15 protein-coding genes are annotated in these 19,382 nt (G+C 62.8%); 10 read left to right on the top strand and 5 right to left on the bottom strand.

Annotated elements, in window-relative coordinates:
* Positions 1 to 95: 95 nt before the first annotated feature.
* Positions 96 to 680, bottom strand: coding sequence for an ACP phosphodiesterase (locus PSH87_RS07105; protein WP_017736897.1), 585 nt, complete (start codon positions 678 to 680; stop codon positions 96 to 98).
* Positions 681 to 834: 154 nt separating this feature from the next.
* Between PSH87_RS07105 and PSH87_RS07100 the strand changes: the two genes are divergently transcribed.
* Genes PSH87_RS07100 through PSH87_RS07090 form a run of 3 tightly spaced genes read left to right on the top strand, consistent with a single transcriptional unit; the run spans position 835 to position 3,413 of the window.
* Positions 835 to 1,149: a helix-turn-helix transcriptional regulator gene (locus PSH87_RS07100; RefSeq protein WP_017736896.1), complete on the top strand. Its 315-nt coding sequence runs from the start codon at positions 835 to 837 to the stop codon at positions 1,147 to 1,149.
* A 13-nt stretch (positions 1,150 to 1,162) separates the two neighbouring features.
* Positions 1,163 to 2,329 carry an MFS transporter gene (locus PSH87_RS07095; protein WP_305432971.1) on the top strand — a complete coding sequence of 389 codons (1,167 nt, stop codon included), beginning with the start codon at positions 1,163 to 1,165 and terminating at the stop codon, positions 2,327 to 2,329.
* A 28-nt stretch (positions 2,330 to 2,357) separates the two neighbouring features.
* A complete protein-coding gene (locus PSH87_RS07090) occupies positions 2,358 to 3,413 on the top strand; it encodes an alkene reductase (protein ID WP_017736894.1) in 1,056 nt (351 codons plus the stop codon).
* A gap of 374 nt (positions 3,414 to 3,787) precedes the next feature.
* On the opposite strand, the gene PSH87_RS07085 is transcribed toward PSH87_RS07090, so the two are convergent.
* The gene (locus PSH87_RS07085) at positions 3,788 to 4,420 is read right to left on the bottom strand and encodes a TetR family transcriptional regulator (RefSeq protein ID WP_305432970.1); all 633 of its coding nucleotides are present in this window, start codon (positions 4,418 to 4,420) and stop codon (positions 3,788 to 3,790) included.
* Positions 4,421 to 4,706: 286 nt separating this feature from the next.
* On the opposite strand from PSH87_RS07085, the gene PSH87_RS07080 reads away from it, so the two are divergent.
* The 7 genes from PSH87_RS07080 to PSH87_RS07050 all read left to right on the top strand — a co-directional run bounded on the left by PSH87_RS07080 (position 4,707) and on the right by PSH87_RS07050 (position 16,493).
* Positions 4,707 to 5,855 (top strand): efflux RND transporter periplasmic adaptor subunit, encoded by a 1,149-nt coding sequence (locus PSH87_RS07080; protein ID WP_026136800.1) that lies wholly within the window; start codon positions 4,707 to 4,709, stop codon positions 5,853 to 5,855.
* 3 nt (positions 5,856 to 5,858) lie between these two features.
* Positions 5,859 to 9,020 (top strand): efflux RND transporter permease subunit, encoded by a 3,162-nt coding sequence (locus tag PSH87_RS07075; protein WP_257782325.1) that lies wholly within the window; start codon positions 5,859 to 5,861, stop codon positions 9,018 to 9,020.
* A complete protein-coding gene (adeC, locus tag PSH87_RS07070; RefSeq protein WP_305432969.1) occupies positions 9,017 to 10,474 on the top strand; it encodes an AdeC/AdeK/OprM family multidrug efflux complex outer membrane factor in 1,458 nt (485 codons plus the stop codon). Before PSH87_RS07075 ends, adeC begins: the two co-directional genes overlap by 4 nt.
* 322 nt (positions 10,475 to 10,796) lie before the next feature.
* The gene (locus tag PSH87_RS07065; RefSeq protein ID WP_305432968.1) at positions 10,797 to 12,494 is read left to right on the top strand and encodes a molecular chaperone HscC; all 1,698 of its coding nucleotides are present in this window, start codon (positions 10,797 to 10,799) and stop codon (positions 12,492 to 12,494) included.
* A gap of 11 nt (positions 12,495 to 12,505) precedes the next feature.
* On the top strand, positions 12,506 to 14,113 hold the full coding sequence (locus PSH87_RS07060) for a J domain-containing protein (protein ID WP_305432967.1): 1,608 nt from the start codon (positions 12,506 to 12,508) through the stop codon (positions 14,111 to 14,113).
* A 144-nt stretch (positions 14,114 to 14,257) separates the two neighbouring features.
* A complete protein-coding gene (locus PSH87_RS07055; protein ID WP_017735904.1) occupies positions 14,258 to 15,508 on the top strand; it encodes an OprD family porin in 1,251 nt (416 codons plus the stop codon).
* A gap of 85 nt (positions 15,509 to 15,593) precedes the next feature.
* Entirely contained in the window at positions 15,594 to 16,493 is a 900-nt protein-coding gene (locus tag PSH87_RS07050; protein ID WP_305432966.1) for a polysaccharide deacetylase family protein, read from the top strand.
* 314 nt (positions 16,494 to 16,807) lie between these two features.
* Here PSH87_RS07050 and pcaC read toward each other — a convergent pair whose 3' ends face one another.
* The 3 genes from pcaC to PSH87_RS07035 are packed head-to-tail and all read right to left on the bottom strand — an operon-like array spanning position 16,808 to position 19,374.
* Entirely contained in the window at positions 16,808 to 17,206 is a 399-nt protein-coding gene (gene pcaC / locus PSH87_RS07045; protein ID WP_017735906.1) for a 4-carboxymuconolactone decarboxylase, read from the bottom strand.
* Positions 17,207 to 17,216: 10 nt separating this feature from the next.
* On the bottom strand, positions 17,217 to 18,008 hold the full coding sequence (gene pcaD / locus PSH87_RS07040) for a 3-oxoadipate enol-lactonase (protein WP_017735907.1): 792 nt from the start codon (positions 18,006 to 18,008) through the stop codon (positions 17,217 to 17,219).
* A 10-nt stretch (positions 18,009 to 18,018) separates the two neighbouring features.
* A complete protein-coding gene (locus tag PSH87_RS07035) occupies positions 18,019 to 19,374 on the bottom strand; it encodes a 3-carboxy-cis,cis-muconate cycloisomerase (RefSeq protein WP_305432965.1) in 1,356 nt (451 codons plus the stop codon).
* Positions 19,375 to 19,382 lie beyond the last annotated feature (8 nt).

Below are 19,382 nucleotides of genomic sequence, written 5' to 3'. Positions count from 1 at the left end.
CGCATCGCTGCGATAGCGGTGGGTCAGCAAACATGTTGTGACTGATCTACCGCTATCGCGGGCAAGCCCGCTCCCACACAAGCCAGCTCCCACATTTAGATCTCAGTAATCAGTTGGGTTTGTGCAAACACCTGCAACTCGGGGTAGAAGACTCGGAAGTCTTCACTCAACGGCTCATACAACTCGCGCAATTCCTGCATCGCAAACCCCAACTCCTGCGGCTGCGACAACCGCCGCGAAATCCCGCGCAACACCTGTTCCATCACCGCGAACTCGCGATAAGACCCCAGCCAATCATCCGCCGCCATCCACGGCGCTATCTGCGCCAGCCGCCCCGGCAATTGCGGCTCGGCCGCCAGCACGCGGTACACCTGCGCGGTGAAGCGCTCCAGCGGCTGGTCGGCGTACAGCGCCCAGTCCCGCGCCAGGCAGTGATCGAAAAACACATCGAGGACGATGCCGGCATACCGCCTGCGGGTCAGGCTGAAGCGCGACAACGCCTCCCCCACCAACGGGTGGCTGTCGGTAAACCGGTCGATCGAACGGTGCAGCTGGATCGCTGCTTCGATTTGCGGGTTGAACTGGCCTTGCAGGCGGCCTTTGACGAAATCGCCATAGAGGCTGCCCAGCAGTTGTGCAGGAAGTTGGCCGCCGAGGTGCAGATGTGCGAGATAATTCATGCCGCGCAGTTTAGCACTGCCGTCAACGTATCGTTATAACCCGATATACCGATTTGAACGGCTTTAAGACCCAATTCATATTGGCATATCGGGATATAACGATTTAAGGTTCGCCTCATCGCGATATAACGTTTCAAGACACCGAGCACCTGCCATGTCCATCGACCTCGACGAAATAATAAAAGCCCTGGCGCACCCAGTACGGCGAGACATCCTCAACTGGCTGAAAGACCCAAAAGTGCAATTCCCCGAGCAACTGCACAACCACGAATACGGCATCTGTGCCGGGCAGATCGACCAGCGCTGCGGCTTGTCCCAGTCCACCGTGTCGGCGCACCTGGCGACGTTGCAACGCGCGGGGTTGATCAGCAGCCAGAAGGCCGGGCAGTGGCACTTTTTCAAACGCAACGAGGAAACCATCCAAGCCTTCCTCGATGCGCTCATCACCGAACTCAGCGCACCGCTGTAACAAGGAAACGATAATGCCCCTCTCGCTACTCATCCTGGCCCTGAGCGCCTTCGCCATCGGCACCACCGAGTTCGTCATCATGGGCTTGCTGCCCGATGTGGCGGCAGACCTCGGCGTGTCGATCCCCGGCGCCGGCTGGCTGGTCACCGGCTACGCCCTCGGCGTGGCCATTGGTGCGCCGTTCATGGCACTGGCCACCGCCAAGCTGCCGCGCAAGGCCGCACTGGTAGCGTTGATGGGCATCTTTATCGTCGGCAACCTGCTCTGCGCCCTGGCCAGTGACTACAACGTGCTGATGTTTGCCCGTGTGGTCACTGCGTTGTGCCACGGTGCGTTCTTCGGCATCGGTTCGGTGGTCGCGGCCAACCTGGTGCCGGCCAACAAGCGCGCGTCGGCCGTGGCCTTGATGTTCACCGGCTTGACCCTGGCCAACGTCCTCGGCGTGCCGCTGGGCACTGCACTGGGCCAGGCGGCGGGCTGGCGCTCGACGTTCTGGGCGGTCACCGTGATTGGTGTGGTGGCGCTGATCGGCTTGATCCGCTTCCTGCCGGCCAAGCGTGACGAAGAAAAACTCGACATGCGCGCCGAACTGGCGGCCCTCAAGGGCGCCGGCATCTGGTTGTCGCTGACCATGACCGCGCTGTTCTCCGCGTCGATGTTCACCCTCTTCACCTACGTCGCGCCGCTGCTGGGCGATGTCACCGGCATCTCGCCCAAAGGCGTGACCTGGACCCTGTTGCTGATCGGCCTGGGCCTGACCTTGGGCAATATCATCGGCGGCAAGCTGGCGGACAAGCGCCTGGCAGCCACCTTGATCGGCGTGTTTATCAGCATGGCGGTGATCTCCACCGCGCTGACCTGGACCAGCGTCGCCGTGATCCCGACGGAAATCACCCTGTTCCTGTGGGCCACCGCCGCATTTGCCGCTGTGCCGGCGCTGCAAATCAACGTGGTGACCTTTGGCAAGGCCGCACCGAACCTGGTGTCCACCCTGAACATCGGCGCCTTCAACATCGGCAACGCCCTCGGCGCCTGGGTCGGCGGCAGTGTGATTGCCCACGGTTTCGGCCTGACCAGCGTGCCATTGGCCGCCGGTGCGCTGGCGATCCTCGCGCTGCTGGTGACCTTGATTACTTTCCGTCAGAACGGCGATGCCGACCTGGCCCCTGCGACCCACTGATCAACTTCAAAGAGAAAGGTGTTATCCCATGACGACTATTTTCGACCCGATCACACTGGGCGACCTGGAACTGTCCAACCGCATCATCATGGCGCCGCTGACCCGCTGCCGTGCCGACGCGGGTCGTGTGCCCAACGCGCTGATGGCCGAGTATTACGTGCAACGCGCTTCCGCCGGACTGATCCTCAGCGAAGCCACCTCGGTGACCCCGCTGGGCGTGGGCTACCCGGACACGCCAGGCATCTGGTCCAACGACCAGGTGCGTGGCTGGGCCAACGTGACCAAGGCGATCCACGGCGCGGGCGGCAAGATTTTCCTGCAACTGTGGCATGTGGGCCGTATCTCCCATGAGTCGTACCTGAACGGCGAAACCCCGGTGGCGCCGAGCGCGATCCAGCCCAAGGGCCACGTCAGCCTGGTGCGCCCACTGGCCGACTACCCGACGCCACGCGCCCTGGAAACCGCGGAAATCGCCGACATCGTCGACGCCTACCGCACCGGTGCCGAGAACGCCAAGGCCGCCGGCTTCGACGGCGTGGAAATCCATGGCGCCAACGGCTACCTGCTGGACCAGTTCCTGCAAAGCAGCACGAACAAACGTACCGACCAGTACGGCGGCTCCCTGGAAAACCGTGCACGCCTGCTGCTGGAAGTGACCGACGCCGCCATTGAAGTCTGGGGCGCCGGCCGCGTGGGTGTGCATTTGGCACCGCGTGCCGACTCCCACGACATGGGCGATGACAACCTGGCAGAAACCTTTACCTACGTGGCCAGCGAACTGGGCAAGCGTGGCATCGCGTTCATCTGCTCGCGCGAGAAAGAAGCCGGCGACAGCCTCGGCCCGCAATTGAAGAAGGCGTTTGGCGGCGTGTACATCGCCAACGAGCGCTTCACCAAGGACAGCGCCAACGCCTGGCTGGCCGAAGGTAAAGCGGATGCCGTGGCCTGGGGCGTACCGTTCATTGCCAACCCGGACTTGCCGGCCCGCTTGAAAGCCGATGCGCCACTCAACGATGCGCGCCCGGATACCTTCTACAGCAAGGGCCCGGTGGGTTACATCGACTACCCGACGCTGGCGATCTGATCGCCTGAAACGCAAAAAGCCCCGACTCGCAAGAACCGGGGCTTTTTTATGCCGCTCTAAAGCACACCACCTACCCCCTGTGGGAGCGGGCTTGCCCGCGATAGCGGTGTGTCAGTTACAGATACTTTCACTGATCCACCGCAATCGCGGGCAAGCCCGCTCCCACACAAGCCCGCCACTTTTTCGACTTGCGTGGCCCGAGGGAAACATTCCTTCACACCCCTGCAACAAAATCCCTACAAAATACTTAGCCGGCTACCTATCAACCCCGGGCCAGCGCGTATATAAAGTCACCCCACAAATAAGGCAGAAGGACGATTGACCCTCCTTAAGCTTTACTGTTGACACAACCTGATGCAATTACGCATTTTGTCTCAATTGCGCAGGCTAGGGCTCAGGCGCAGCATGTCGAGCCCGGTATCAACCCAGCGCTCGGCGTCCTGATGCAATTGGAAACTGTCAGGGACCAGCAGCCACTGGCCAATCAGCCCGTTGATATAGGCATGAATGCACACGGCACCACGGGTGGTGTCGAGGTTTTCCGGTAGCTGGCCACGATGCACGGCATTGCGCAGGGTCAAGCCGATACGCAGATTGCACTCTAGGCTGTGGGTCTGGCGCTGCCGGCGCATGTCGCACATTTCATCGGTGAATTCGCACTTATGAAACAAAATCTCATTGATGCGCCGGGTCTTCGGGTCCAGGGCCACTTGATGAAACAGATGGATCAACAGCTTGCGCATGCAGCCGAGCGGGTCGAGTTCGTCCTCGCTCTCGCTGGCGCGGGCCAGTTCGTCCAGCGGCTCGTGCAGGGTGTCGAGCAACGCCTGGAGCAAGTCGGACTTGTTGCTGAAGTGCCAATAGATGGCGCCCCGGGTCACGCCCGCCAACGCAGCGATGTCCGCCAGGGTGGTGCGCGCCACACCGCGCTCATAGAAGGCCTGCTCGGCGGCTTGGAGAATCTGGCTGCGCGTTTCCTGAGCTTCCTCTTTGGTGCGACGAACCATGGCAGTAAAACCTCTATCAGGACACTTGGGACGATTGTTAACGCACAATTAATAGCCGCTAACGATCATCTGAATATTTGTGGGACGACACCATCGTGGGTGCCGAACGTAATGAAATCGAGGCTTTGGGCGTTGCTTTGTCAACATTCCGCGAAGCCTGTCAAGAGTTTACAAACAACCGTGAACGTAAGTATATTGCGTAGCAAGCTACTTATCTACTCACAGCTTGTTTTTTACCCTTCCACATTTCTTGTGCGCACCCTGCGCGCCTGACCCGAGGATCTTCATGCAACTTAAGCCAGCTGTTACCGCTCTGGTCACTGCCGTCGCCCTGGCATCGCTGCTCAGCGGATGTAAAAAGGAAGAAGCGGCTCCGCCCGCTCAAACCCCTCAGGTCGGCGTGGTCACCATTCAACCGCAAGCCTTTACCCTGACGTCCGAGCTGCCAGGCCGCACCACCGCCTACCGCATTGCGGAAGTTCGCCCACAGGTCAACGGCATCATTCTCAAGCGCCTGTTCAAGGAAGGCGGCGACGTGAAGGAAGGGCAACAGCTCTACCAGATCGACCCGTCGGTGTATGACGCCACCCTGAAAAGCGCACAAGCCAGCCTCACGCAGACCAAGTCCATCTCCGACCGCTACAAGCAGTTGGTCGATGAGCAAGCCGTCAGCCGCCAGGAATACGACACCGCCGTCGCCAACCGCATGACCGCCGAAGCCAACGTGCAAACCGCCCAGATCAACGTGCGCTACACCAAGGTGTTCGCGCCGATCTCCGGGCGTATCGGCCGTTCTTCGGTGACCGAAGGCGCGCTGGTCAGCAATGGCCAGACCGATGCCATGGCCGTGATCCAGCAACTGGACCCGATCTACGTCGACGTCACCCAGTCTTCGGCAGAAATGCTGAAACTGCGCCGCGACCTGGAAAGCGGCCAGCTGGAAAAAGCCGGCGCCAATGCCGCCAAGGTCAAGCTGACCCTGGAAGACGGTACCGACTACAACCAGGACGGCAAACTGGAATTCTCCGAAGTGTCGGTGGACCAGACCACCGGTTCCGTGACCCTGCGCGCCGTGTTCCCCAACCCTGACCACACCCTGCTGCCGGGCATGTTCGTGCACGCCCAGTTGCAAGCCGGTGTGAACAGCAAGGCCATCCTCGCCCCGCAGCAAGGCGTGACCCGCGACATCAAGGGCATCCCGACCGCGCTGGTGGTGAACAAGGACAACAAGGTCGAGCAACGCACCCTGGTTGCCAACCGCACCAGCGGCGCCTACTGGCTGGTGGAAAAAGGCCTCGACGCCGGTGACCGCGTGATCACCGAAGGCCTGCAATTCATCAAGCCGGGCATCGAAGTCAAGGTCAAGGACGCCGATAACGCCAAGCCTGCTGGAACGGTTGCTGCGCCTGCTGCCACTACGGGCAAAGGGGAGTAATCCATGTCGAAATTTTTTATCGACCGTCCCATTTTCGCCTGGGTAATTGCCCTGGTGATCATGCTGGTCGGGGCACTGTCGATCCTGAAGTTGCCCATCAACCAATACCCGGCCATTGCGCCGACAGCCATCGACATCCAGGTGACCTACCCAGGCGCGTCCGCACAAACCGTGCAGGACACCGTGGTGCAGGTCATCGAGCAACAGCTCAACGGTATCGACAACCTGCGTTATGTCGCCTCGGACAGTAACTCCGACGGCAGCATGACCATCACCGCGACGTTCAACCAGGGTACCAACCCGGACATCGCTCAGGTTCAGGTGCAGAACAAGCTGAACCTGGCGACCCCACTGCTGCCGCAAGAAGTGCAGCAGCAGGGTATCCGCGTGACCAAGTCGGTGAAGAACTTCCTGATGGTGATCGGTCTGGTGTCGGAAGACGGCAGCATGACCAAGGACGACCTGTCCAACTACATCGTGTCCAACATCCAGGACCCGATTTCCCGGACGGCAGGTGTAGGTGACTTCCAGGTCTTCGGTTCGCAGTACGCCATGCGTATCTGGCTCGACCCGGCCAAGCTGAACAACTACCAGTTGACCCCGGTCGACGTCAGCAGCGCCATCGCTGCGCAGAACGTGCAGGTGGCCACCGGCCAGCTGGGCGGCCTGCCTGCCCTGCCCGGCACCCAGCTGAACGCGACCATCATCGGCAAGACCCGTCTGCAAACCGCAGAAGAGTTCGGCAAGATCCTGATGAAGGTCAACGCCGACGGCTCGCAAGTTCGCCTGCGTGACGTTGCGCGCATCGAACTGGGCGGCCAGAACTACAGCATCAGTGCCCAGTTCAACGGCAAGCCGGCTTCCGGCATGGCGATCAAACTGGCATCGGGCGCCAACGCCCTGGACACCGCCAAGGCCATCCGTGCCACCGTGGCGTCCCTGGAACCGTTCTTCCCGCCAGGCATGAAGGCGGTGGTGCCGTATGACACCACCCCGGTGGTGACCGAATCGATCTCCGGTGTAGTCCACACCCTGGTCGAAGCGATCGTCCTGGTGTTCCTGGTGATGTTCCTGTTCCTGCAGAACTTCCGCGCCACCATCATCACCACCATGACCGTACCGGTGGTATTGCTGGGCACGTTCGGCATCCTCGCGGCGTTTGGTTTCACCATCAATACCCTGACCATGTTCGGCATGATCCTCGCCATCGGCTTGCTGGTGGATGACGCCATCGTCGTGGTGGAAAACGTCGAGCGGGTAATGGCCGAGGAACACTTGTCGCCCAAGGAGGCGACGGTCAAGTCCATGGGCCAGATCCAGGGCGCCCTGGTGGGTATCGCGCTGGTGCTGTCGGCGGTATTGCTGCCAATGGCCTTCTTCGGCGGCTCCACCGGTGTGATCTACAAACAGTTCTCCATCACCATTGTTTCGGCGATGGCGCTGTCGGTACTGGTTGCCCTGATCTTCACCCCGGCCTTGTGCGCCACCATGCTCAAGCCGATCGACCCGGAAAAGCACGGCCAACCCAAGCGTGGTTTCTTCGGCTGGTTCAACCGCACCTTCGACCGTGGCGTACTGAGCTACGAGCGCGGTGTGGGCAACATGATCAAGCACAAATTCCCGGCGTTTTTTGTGTACCTGGTCATCGTGCTCGGCATGGTCTGGTTGTTCACCCGCATTCCAAGCGCGTTCCTCCCGGAAGAAGACCAGGGCGTGATCTTCGCCCAGGTGCAAACCCCGGTTGGCTCGTCGGCTGAACGTACGCAGAAAGTCATCGACGACATGCGCGCCTTCCTGCTGCACGACAAGGAAGGCGAGCCAGGCGAAGGCAAGGCTGTGAAGTCGGTGTTTACCGTCAACGGCTTCAACTTCGCCGGCCGTGGCCAGAGCTCGGGCCTGGCGTTCGTGATGCTCAAGCCATGGGATGAGCGTGACGCGTCCATGTCCGTGTTCGAAGTGGCCAAGCGTGCCCAGGGTTACTTCTTCGGTGCCTTCAAGGACGCCATGGTGTTCGCCATCGTGCCGCCGTCGGTACTGGAATTGGGTAACGCCACTGGCTTCGACGTGTTCCTGCAAGACCAGGGCGGCGTCGGCCACGAAAAACTGATGGAAGCGCGTAACCAGTTCCTCGGCATGGCCGCACAAAGCAAGATCCTGGCAGGCGTGCGTCCGAACGGCGTGAACGATGAGCCGCAGTACGAGCTGACCGTTGACGACGAGAAGGCCAGTGCCCAAGGCATCACCCTGTCTAGCATCAACCAGACCCTGGCGATTGCCCTGGGTGGCAGCTACGTCAACGACTTCATCGACCGTGGTCGGGTGAAGAAGGTGTACGTGCAGGGCGAGGCCGCTGGCCGCATGTCGCCGGAAGACCTCGACAAATGGTTCGTGCGCAGCGACTCCGGGAAGATGGTGCCGATGTCGGCCATTTCCTCGGGCAAGTGGATCTTCGGTTCGCCGAAACTCTCGCGCTACAACGGTGTAGCGGCGATGGAAATCCTCGGCACCCCGGCACCGGGCTACAGCACCGGTGACGCCATGGCCGAAGTCGAGCGCATCGCCAAGCAATTGCCGGCGGGTGTCGGCTATGCGTGGACCGGTCTGTCGTACGAAGAACGCCTGTCCGGCTCCCAGGCGCCGGCGCTGTACGCACTGTCGCTGCTGGTGGTGTTCCTGTGCCTCGCGGCGCTGTACGAAAGCTGGTCGATCCCGATTGCGGTAGTGCTGGTAGTGCCGCTGGGTGTGGTCGGGGCGTTGATCGCCACGAGCATGCGCGGGTTGTCCAACGACGTGTTCTTCCAGGTGGGCTTGCTGGTGACGGTGGGCCTGGCGGCGAAAAACGCCATCCTGATCGTCGAGTTCGCCAAGGAGTTGCACGAGCAAGGCAAAGGCATTGTCGAGGCGGCCATCGAGGCGTCCCGTATGCGTCTGCGGCCGATCATCATGACGTCCATGGCGTTCATCCTCGGCGTATTGCCGCTGGCGATTTCCTCGGGCGCCGGCTCGGGCAGCCAGCACGCGATTGGTACCGGCGTTATCGGCGGTATGATCACGGCCACTGTCCTGGCGATCTTCTGGGTGCCACTGTTCTTTGCAACCGTGTCCGCCGCAGGCGAGCGTAAAAAGACTGAACCTACTGAAACCCATAAAGAGGCTGGCCTATGAGCAAGTCGCTCCTTTCCTTAGCCGTCACCGCATTCGTGCTCAGTGGCTGCTCGCTGATACCTGACTATCAGCGCCCTGAAGCGCCGGTGGCCGCTCAGTTCCCGCAGGGCCCGGCGTATTCGTCGGCCCAGGCGCCGAACCAGGCCGCTGCCGAGCAGGGCTGGAAGCAGTTTTTCCATGACCCTGCCCTGCAACAGCTGATCCAGGTGGCCCTGGAGAACAACCGCGACCTGCGTGTCGCGGCCCTGAACATCGACGCCTATGCCGCGCAGTACCGCATCCAGCGCGCCGACCTGTTCCCGGCCGTCTCGGCCAATGGCAGCGGCAGCCGCCAGCGCGTACCGGCGCGTGCTTCGCAGACCGGCGAGTCGAGCATCACCAGCTCGTATTCGGCCACCCTCGGGATCAGCGCGTATGAGCTGGACTTGTTCGGCCGTGTGCGCAGCCTGAGCGAAGAAGCCCTGCAAAAGTACTTCGCCACCGAAGAAGCCCGGCGCAGCACGCAGATCAGCCTGGTCGCCAACGTGGCCACGGCCTACGTGACCTGGCAGGCCGATAAAGAGCTGCTCAAGCTGACCCAGGACACCCTCGGTGCCTATGAGCAGAGCTTCAAGCTGACCTCGCGCAGCAACGAAGTCGGCGTGGCTTCGGCCCTCGACCTCAGCCAGGCGCGCACCTCGGTGGAAAACGCCCGGGTTGCCCTGGCGCGTTACACCCGCCAGGTGGCCCAGGACGAAAACAGCCTGACCCTGCTGCTGGGTACCGGCCTGCCGGCGAATATCGCCAGCCAGCCACTGTCGGACAACCTGCTCAGCGAAGTGCCTGCCGGCTTGCCCTCGGACCTGCTGCAACGTCGTCCCGACATCCTGCAAGCCGAGTACAACCTCAAGGCCGCCAACGCCAACATCGGCGCCGCCCGCGCAGCGTTCTTCCCGAGCATCAGTTTGACGGCCAACGCCGGCACCCTGAGCCCGGACCTGAGCGGCCTGTTCAAAGGCGGCTCGGGCACCTGGTCGTTCGCCCCGCAGATCAACATCCCGATCTTCAACGCCGGCAGCCTGCGCGCCAGCCTGGACTACGCGAAGATCCAGAAAGAGATCAACGTGGCGACCTACGAGAAGGCCATCCAGACCGGTTTCCAGGAAGTCTCCGACGGCCTCGCCGCGCGTGAGACCTACAAGGAACAGCTGGAAGCCCAGCGTGGTTTCGTCGCCGCCAACCAGGATTACTACCGCCTGGCCGAGCGTCGCTACCGCATTGGCGTGGACAGCAACCTGACGTTCCTCGACGCCCAGCGCCAACTGTTCAGTGCCCAGCAATCGCTGATCACCGACCGCCTGGCGCAGCTCACCAGCGAGGTCAACCTGTACAAGGCCCTCGGCGGTGGCTGGAATGCGCAGACCGCGAAGAACGAGCCGTTGAAAGAAGACGCACCGGCGCTGAAGTTGTTCTGATCGCGCTGCTGTAGCTAGACAAAAACCGCTTCCCTCACCGGAAGCGGTTTTTTTATGCCCTGAATGTGGCGCATGTAGGCACTGGCTTGTGGGACCTGGCTTTTGTGGGAGCTGGCTTGCCTGCGATAGCGGTGGGTCAGCTGAATCATTGCTGGCTGATACACCGCTATCGCAGGCAAGCCAGCTCCCACATGAGTTCAGCGGCGCTCGGCCCAATCCCACCAGGCAACCTCCCCCTAAACCCAACACCTTGCATTTCGTTTAACCTTTCAGGATAAAATTGGTCACAGATTCTTACAGACCACAGAGGGAGCTTGTCGTAATGATCGTAGGAATCGACCTGGGGACCACCAACAGCCTCGCCGCCGTCTGGCGCGGTGACGCCGCCGAGATGGTGCCCAATGCCCTGGGTGAATTGCTCACCCCCAGCGTGGTGGGCCTGGATGACCAAGGCCGCATCCTGGTAGGCCAGGCCGCCAAGGAACGCCTGCACACCCACCCGCACCTGACCACTTCGCTGTTCAAGCGCTACATGGGCAGCGCCACCGAAGTGCGCCTGGGCGACCGTTCATTCCGCCCCGAAGAACTCTCGGCCCTGGTGCTCAAAAGCCTCAAGGAAGACATCGAACGCACCTACGGCCACACCGTCACCGACGCCGTGATCAGCGTGCCCGCCTACTTCAGCGACGGCCAGCGCAAAGCCACGCGCATCGCCGGCGAACTGGCCGGGCTCAACGTCGACAAGCTGATCAACGAACCCACCGCTGCCGCCCTCGCCTACGGCCTGCATCAGCGCGACAAGGAAACTTCGTTCCTGGTGTTCGACCTGGGCGGCGGCACCTTTGACGTGTCGATCATCGAGCTGTTCGACGGCGTGATGGAAGTGCGCGCCAGCGCCGGCGACAACTTCCTCGGCGGCGAAGACTTCGACACCCTGCTGCTCGAACACTTCGTCGACAGCCAGCGCGACGCCGCCGGGTTCCCGCCCACCAGCAGCGTCTTGCACGCCCTGCGCCGCGAAGCCGAGCGCGTGCGCAAGGCACTGGGCCAGGACGACAGCGCCGAGTTCGCCCTGCGCGTCGACGGCCAGCAGTGGGTCAAAACCATCACCCAGCAGGAACTCACCAAACTCTACACGCCGCTGCTGGAGCGCCTGCGCGCCCCGATCGAGCGGGCCCTGCGCGATGCGCGGATTCGCGTCGGCGATCTGGATGAAATCCTCCTGGTGGGCGGCACCACACGCATGCCGCTGGTGCGCAAGCTCGCCGCCGGTCTGTTCGGGCGCTTCCCGTCCATCAGCCTCGACCCCGACCAGGTAGTCGCCCACGGCGCTGCGATCCAGGCCGCGCTCAAGGCGCGCTCGGCAGCGCTGGAAGAAGTGGTGTTAACCGACGTCTGCCCCTACACCCTGGGCATCGAAACCTCGCACCAATACGGCGGCCATATCGAAAGCGGCCACTACCTGCCGCTGATCGAACGCAACAGCAGCGTGCCAGTGAGCCGGGTCAAGAGCGTGGTCACCCTGCACGACAACCAGAGCCAAGTGCTGCTGAAGATCTACCAGGGCGAAAGTCGCCTGGTCAAAGACAACATCGAGCTGGGCCAACTGGACATTGCCGTGCCCAAGCGCAAGGCCGGTGAAGTCTCGCTGGAGGTGCGCTTCACCTACGACAACAACGGTCTGCTGGAAGCCCAGGTAAAGATCCCGCTGACCGGCGAGCAGCACTCCCTGGTGATCGAGAACAACCCCGGCGTACTGAGCCCGGACGAAATCCAGCAACGCCTGCAAGCCCTGGCGCAGTTGAAGGTCCACCCGCGCGACCAGCAGGTCAACACCGTGCTCACCGCCCGCCTCGAACGGCTCTACCAGGAAAACCTCGGCGAGCTGCGCGAACAATTCGGCCACTGGGCCGCACAGTTCCAACAGGTGCTCGACACCCAGGACGAGCGACGCATCCGCGAGGCCCGCACCGAACTGACCCGCCAACTCGAACAGCTCGACAACGGGTTCTGGCGCTGAGGAAACACCCCATGGATTGTTGGACCGTACTGCAACTGCCGGAAGACACCGACGAACGCACCATCAAGCGCACCTACGCGCGCCTGCTCAAAAACTGCCGCCCGGACGACGACGCCGAAGGTTTCCAGCGCCTGCGCGAAGCCTACGAAGAAGCGCTGGCCTACGCCCGCTGGCGGGCTGACTGGGAAGAAGACGACGCCCGTGTAGAAGAGCCCGTGGCGGAACAGGCCTACGGCAACCTCAACGACCTCGCGGAGCTGATGGACGTCAGCGCCCTGCACCCTGCCCCGCTTGAACCACCCAAACCCGATTCGGCCCAGGCGCTGCTAAGCGGCCTCAACCTGCATAACCTCGACGAGCGCTGGGCCCTGGCGCAGCAGCAAGGCTGTAGCGAAGCGTTCCAGGCCGGCCTGTTGCGCCATTGCTTCGACAGCCCAGGCGAGCGCGGTGCGATTGTCAGCTGGGCGGTGCACCACCTGGAATGGCTGACACCCTGGCAACAGGTGGCCATGACCCCATGGCAGCACGACGCGCTGAGCGGCGAGCTGCTCCAGGAATACCGTCGCACCTTGCAGGAACTGCTGGAGCAAAAGGCCGAACGCGAGTTCATCACCCAGCTCACGCAGTACAACAGCCAAGCCTGGCTGCGCGTATTCGACCTGCAACAACAGTGGCAACGCATCGTCCTGCACCTGCTCCACGACACCACCTGGAGCGTGCCGCTGTTCGAGCGCGTGTGCCAGGCGTTCGGCTGGGACGACCAGCAAGGCGTGTACCCGGAACCTGCCTGGATGTGGCGCGAACTGGTCGCGCGTTGCGAGCAGGAAAGTTTCTACGAACACTTGCAAGCCAAGGCGCAGGACCCCACCTGGAAATCCGCCGACGCGATGGCCGCGCGCCTGCTGCTGACGCCCCTGTCCGACACCCAACAAAGCTGGATGACGGCGCAGTTCAGTGACAACGACTGGCAGGCCTGCCAACAACTGGCCGAAACCCTCAACTGGCGTTATCCGCAACTGCTGGAACGCCTGCCCCAGGCCGACGTGTTTTTCTGGCGCAAATTCCTCCCGCGCCCGGTGTCCCATCGCAGCTGGATACGGCTGTGGGGCGCGCTCGCCTTGGCCACGGGGCTGGCCATCGTCCCCGAGACCAAAACACTGTCCACCGAGGCGATCCTGGTGGTGCTGCTGACCGTCATTCCGGCCTTCCTCGCGATCCGTGGCACACAACTGTGGGCCGCCGTGACCTCACGTTTGATACTCCCCGACCTGTGGCTGACCCAGCGCCTGCTGCCCGAACGCTTCAACCCGCATCAGCAGTGGCTGGTGCTGCGCCACGGTGTCCCACAACTGTGCCTGCTGGTGTTCTTCGGCATGCTGCTGGGGGTGATGGGCATGCTGGGGTACGCCGGGATGATCCTGATCCATGTGCTGCACGCCAAGCGCATCGGTCAGGTCAGCGAGCACGTCGAGCACTATTACCCGTGGTTCAGCGGTTTGCACTGGGCGCACTGGAGCCCGTTGCAAGTGGCGTTCCTCGCGGTGATGGTACCTGCCACCCTGCTGTGCCAGCGCTACTTGCCCGAGATCCCCTGGACCAGCCTGACGCACGTTCTCTAGGCACAAACACGCCGGGCCGCAGTGCCCGGCAACTTGCGTGCGATCATCGCCCACAACCCGCCCTCCCCCGATTGAACCGCTTGCACCCCGCCCCGCACCATGGCCCGCACCTGCACAACCTCCAATAACAATAGGTTCAACGCCATGAGCACGTTCCGCCCTCGCCAGCTGTTGCTGGCTGCCGCCGTCACCAGCCTTGCCTTGCCCGTCGTCGCCGAAGAACACGGCTTCCTCGAAGACGCCAGCGCCAACCTCAACCTGCGCAATTTCTTCTTCAATCGCAATTACACCAACCCGACCAAGACCCAGGGCGGCGCACAGGAGTGGACGCAGAGTTTCATCCTTGACGCCAAGTCCGGCTTCACCCAGGGCACGGTGGGTTTCGGCGTGGATGTGCTGGGCATGTACTCGTTGAAGCTCGATGGCGGACGTGGCACCGGCGGCACCCAGTTGCTGCCACTGGACCACGACGGCCGCCCGGCGGACGAGTTCGGGCGCCTGGGCGTGGCGTTCAAGGCGAAGATTTCGAAGACCGAATTGAAGGTCGGCGAATGGATGCCGGTGCTGCCGATCCTGCGCGCGGACGATGGCCGCTCCCTGCCGCAAACCCTGCGCGGCGGGCAGATCACCTCCAAAGAGATCGACGGCCTGACCCTCTACGGCGGCCAGTTCCGCGCCAACAGCCCGCGCGACGACAGCAGCATGAACGACATGTCGATGGTCGGCAAAACCGCCTTCACCTCCGACCGTTTCAACTTCCAGGGCGCTGAATATGCGTTCAACGACAAGCGCACCCAGGTCGGCCTGTGGAACGCCCAGCTCAAGGACATCTACCGCCAGCAGTTCGTCAACCTGATCCACAGCCAGCCCCTGGGCGCCTGGACCCTGGGCGCCAACCTCGGTTTCTTCTACGGCAAGGACGACGGCAGCGCCCGCGCCGGCAGCCTCGACAACAAGACCTGGTCCGGCCTGTTCTCGGCCAAGTACGGCGGCAACACCTTCTACGTCGGCCTGCAAAAACTCACCGGCAACAACGCCTGGATGCGCGTCAACGGCACCAGCGGCGGCACCCTGGCCAACGACAGCTACAACTCCAGCTACGACAACGCCGAGGAAAAATCCTGGCAACTGCGCCACGACTACAACTTCGCCGCCCTCGGCGTGCCCGGCCTGACCCTGATGAACCGCTACATCAGCGGCAGCAACGTGCACACCGGCACCATCACCGACGGCAAGGAATGGGGCCGCGAAAGCGAAGTGGGCTACACCGTGCAGAGCGGCGTGGCGAAAAACCTCACAGTGCGCCTGCGCAATTCCAGCATGCGCCGCGACTACAGCAACAATGAGTTTGATGAAAACCGGTTGATCGTCAGTTACCCGATCAGTCTGCTGTAAACCGTCATCGACCTTGCTGTATGGTGCGCGCCTGCCGCTGCTGAGCTGAATCAGCAGCGGCTTTTTATTTGAGCCCCTGCACACCATGAAATCCTTCGCTTTAGCGTGCGCCCTGCTTGCCCTGGCCTTGAGCCTCAGCGGCTGCATCGGTGCCCCCATCGCCCTCACGCCGCAGACCGAACAACGCCTGCAAGCCCAGGCGCCGATCCGTTTCCTGCTGACTTTCGATGACGGCCCCAGCGCCTCCGGCTACAACAACCCGAGCCGCTCGGTGGTCGCTGACCTGGCGCGCAACCCGACTCTGCCAGGTATCAAGGCGGTGTTCTTCCTGCAGACCGAATCCTCACGCTCCGGTGGCAGCTCACGTGGGCGCAAGACCATGGAGCGCGAGTACGCCGGCGGGCACATCCTGGCCTTCCACACGGCCACGACGTTTCATACCAACCATCGCTGGCTGAACGACGCCGAGCTGGAAAGCACCCTCAGCCAAGGCGCGGCCGACATCGCCTCGATCACCGGCCGCCCGCCCCTGCTGGTGCGCCCGCCGTTCTGGAACTACGACCGCCGCACCTTCGCCGCCTACCAGCGGCATGGCATGCACGTGCTGCTGACCGACTTGAGTGCCAATGACGGCAAGATCTGGGGCTTCAACGGCAGCCCGCGCCGTCGGGCCAACCTGTACCGGCAACTGTCGGTGGTGCGCGAGCGCATTGCGTTGGAGGAATTGCCGACGGTGGACGGGGTGATTCCGGTGGTGGTGACGTTTCACGACATCAACCGCTACACGGCGCGGCACATTCAGGAGTACTTGCAGATCCTGCTGGACAGCGCACGGATCAACGGCATGAAGACGGCGGCCGAGCCGTTCTACACCGACACGGCCCAACTCGAACGCGCCGCACTGGCCCGCACGGTGAAGGATGTGAGTGAACCGGTGCACCTGCCGGGCGTGTGGAACTGGGTGTGGGATGCCGATTCCCACTGACACCCTGCAGTTAATGTGGGAGCTGGCTTGCCTGCGAAAGCGGTGGGTCAGCTAAACAGTTGCTGGCTGATGCACCGCCATCGCAGGCAAGCCAGCTCCCACAGTTGATCGCATTTCAGGTTCAGGAGGGTTGGTGTAAGTGGCATTCGCCGCTGCTGCCCCGCACTGGTTGTAGGACACCAATCCCCACTGACACCCTGCAATTAATGTGGGAGCTGGCTTGCCTGCGAAAGCGGTGGGTCAGCTAAACAGTTGCTGGCTGATGCACCGCCATCGCAGGCAAGCCAGCTCCCACAGTTGATCGCATTTCAGGTTCAGGAGGGTTGGCGGGACTCCACGCCCAATTCATCCCATACCGATTCGGCCAGGTGGAACGTCGCATTCGCCGCCGGTATCCCGCAGTAGATCGCGCTCTGCATCAGCACTTCCTTGATCTCGGCACGGGTCACGCCATTGCTGGCGGCGGCGCGCAGGTGCAGCTTCAGCTCGTCATTGCGGTTCATGCCGATCAGCATCGCGATGGTGATCAGGCTGCGGGTGTGCCGAGGCAAACCCGGGCGGGTCCAGATGTCACCCCAGGCGTGGCGGGTGATCATGTCCTGGAACTCGCTGTTGAACTCGGTCAAGGCATTGAGGCTGCGGTCGACATGAGCATCGCCCAGCACTTCGCGGCGCACTTGCAGGCCGTCGGCGTAACGTTGTTTCTCGTCCACAAAAAACTCCTCAGTGGGCCAGCAGAAATTCAATAACCCGGTCGCTGAACGCAGCGCCGGCCTGGACATTGGACAGGTGCGCCGCATAGAACTCGGCGTATTCGGCACCCTGCACATGGTTCTGGATAAAGTGGCTGCCCTCCGGTGGCGTGACGGCGTCGTCAGTGCCGGCGATCACCAGGGTCGGGGCCTTGATCAATGCCAGTTGCTCGCGGAAATCCGCATCGCGCACGGCGGCGCAGTTGGCGGCGTAACCTGCGGGGGATGTGGCGGCCAGCATATCGGTAATCTGCTTGGCCTGGTGCGGGTTGGCCGCCGCAAAATCAGCGGTAAACCAGCGCGCAATCGACGCATCACGCAGGGCCACCATCGCCGCCGCGCCGTCGCGCAGGACCATCTCGATGCGCGGGTTCCAGATCTCAGGCGTGCCGATCTTGGCAGCGGTGTTGCACACCACCAAACGGTGCAGACGCTCGCCCGCATTGATGCCCAGCCACTGGCCGATCAAGCCGCCCATGGACAAGCCACAGAAATGCGCGCGCGGGATATCCAGCGCGTCCAGCAGCGCGATCACGTCGCGGCCCAATTGCTCGATGCTGTAGGGCCCTGGGGTGACCAGGGATTTGCCATGGCCACGGGTATCAAAGCGCAGCACGCGAAAGTGCTCGGTGAATGCCGGGATCTGGATGTCCCACATGTGCAGGTCGGTGCCCAGGGAGTTGGACAGCACCAGGACCGGCGCGCCCACGGGGCCGTCCAGTTGGTAATGCAGTTCGCCGTCGGCGAGTTGTACAAAGGCCACGGTGGTCTCCTCAAGAGAAGTGTTCGGTGATGGCGCGGCTGACCCAGGTACGGGCCAACCCCAGGTAATGGGCGGGGTCGAGCAGGCGGTCGAGTTCGGTCGCTGACAATTCAGCGGTGACCTGGGGTTCGTCCGCCAGCACCGCCCGCAAGTGCCGCCCTTCGGCGACGGCGCGTTTGCAGCAGTGTTCCAGCAGATGGTGCGCGGTCTCACGGCCCAGGCGCTGGGCGAGCACGATACTCACGGCTTCGGCCAACACCAGGCCTTGGGTCAGGTCGAGGTTTTGCGTCATGCGCTCAGGATCGACCTCCAGACCTTCGCTCACCAGCAGCGCCTGTTGCAGCGCGCCGGACACCAGCCGGCAGATCTCCGGCAGGGTCTCCCATTCGGCATGCCACAGGCCCAGGCTGCGCTCGTGTTCCTGAGGCATGGCGCTGAACATTGTCGCCACCAGCCCGGGCACGCGGGTGGCGGCGCTGATCAGCACGGCGGCGCCCACCGGGTTGCGTTTGTGCGGCATGGTGGACGAGCCACCTTTGCCCGGCGCGGAGGGTTCGAATACCTCGGCCGCTTCGGTCTGCATCAACAGGCTGATGTCGCGCCCCAATTTGCCCAGGCTGCCGGCGATCAGGCCGAGCACGCTGGCGAACTCCACCAGACGATCGCGCTGGGTGTGCCAGGGTTGTTCCGGCAGGCTCAGTTGCAGCTCATCGGCCAGCGCTTGCGCCACCGGCAGTGCCTGTTCGCCGAGCGCAGCCAGCGTGCCGGATGCGCCGCCGAATTGCAGCACCAGCAAGCGCGGTTTCAGCTCGGCCAGGCGTTGACGGTTGCGGGTCACCGCCCCCAGCCAACCGGCGATTTTCATCCCCAGCGTGACCGGCGTCGCATGCTGCAACCAGGTGCGTCCGGCCAGCGGCACGTCGGCATAACGTTGGGCCTGTGCGGCCAGGATATCGCCCAGTCGTGCCAGGTCCGTTTCGATCAGCACCAGCGCCTGACGCAATTGCAGCACCAGCCCGGTGTCCATCACATCCTGGCTGGTGGCGCCCAGGTGCACATAACGTTCGGCGCCAGCGTCTTCACTGGCGATCAACTTGCCCAGCGCCTTCACCAGCGGGATCGCCGAATTGCCCGCCGTGGCAATCGCCACGCCGAGGGCATCGACGTCGTACAGCGAGGCCAGGCACGCCTGGGCAATCGGCGCGACGGCTGTTTGCGGGATCAACCCGACCTTCGCCTCGGCCCGGGCCAACGCGGCCTCGAAATCCAGCATGCCCTGCAAGCGTCCCTGATCGCAGAACACCTCGGCCATGCTGCCCGCCGTGAAGTAAGCGTCGAACAGTTGATTGCTCGTGCGCAGTGTCATAACGCGTC

Origin of the sequence: Pseudomonas sp. FP453, from assembly GCF_030687495.1 — a bacterium.
GTDB lineage: Bacteria > Pseudomonadota > Gammaproteobacteria > Pseudomonadales > Pseudomonadaceae > Aquipseudomonas.
Note: the sequence above shows the minus strand (reverse complement) of the source record. Positions and strands in the feature narration are given on the sequence as shown.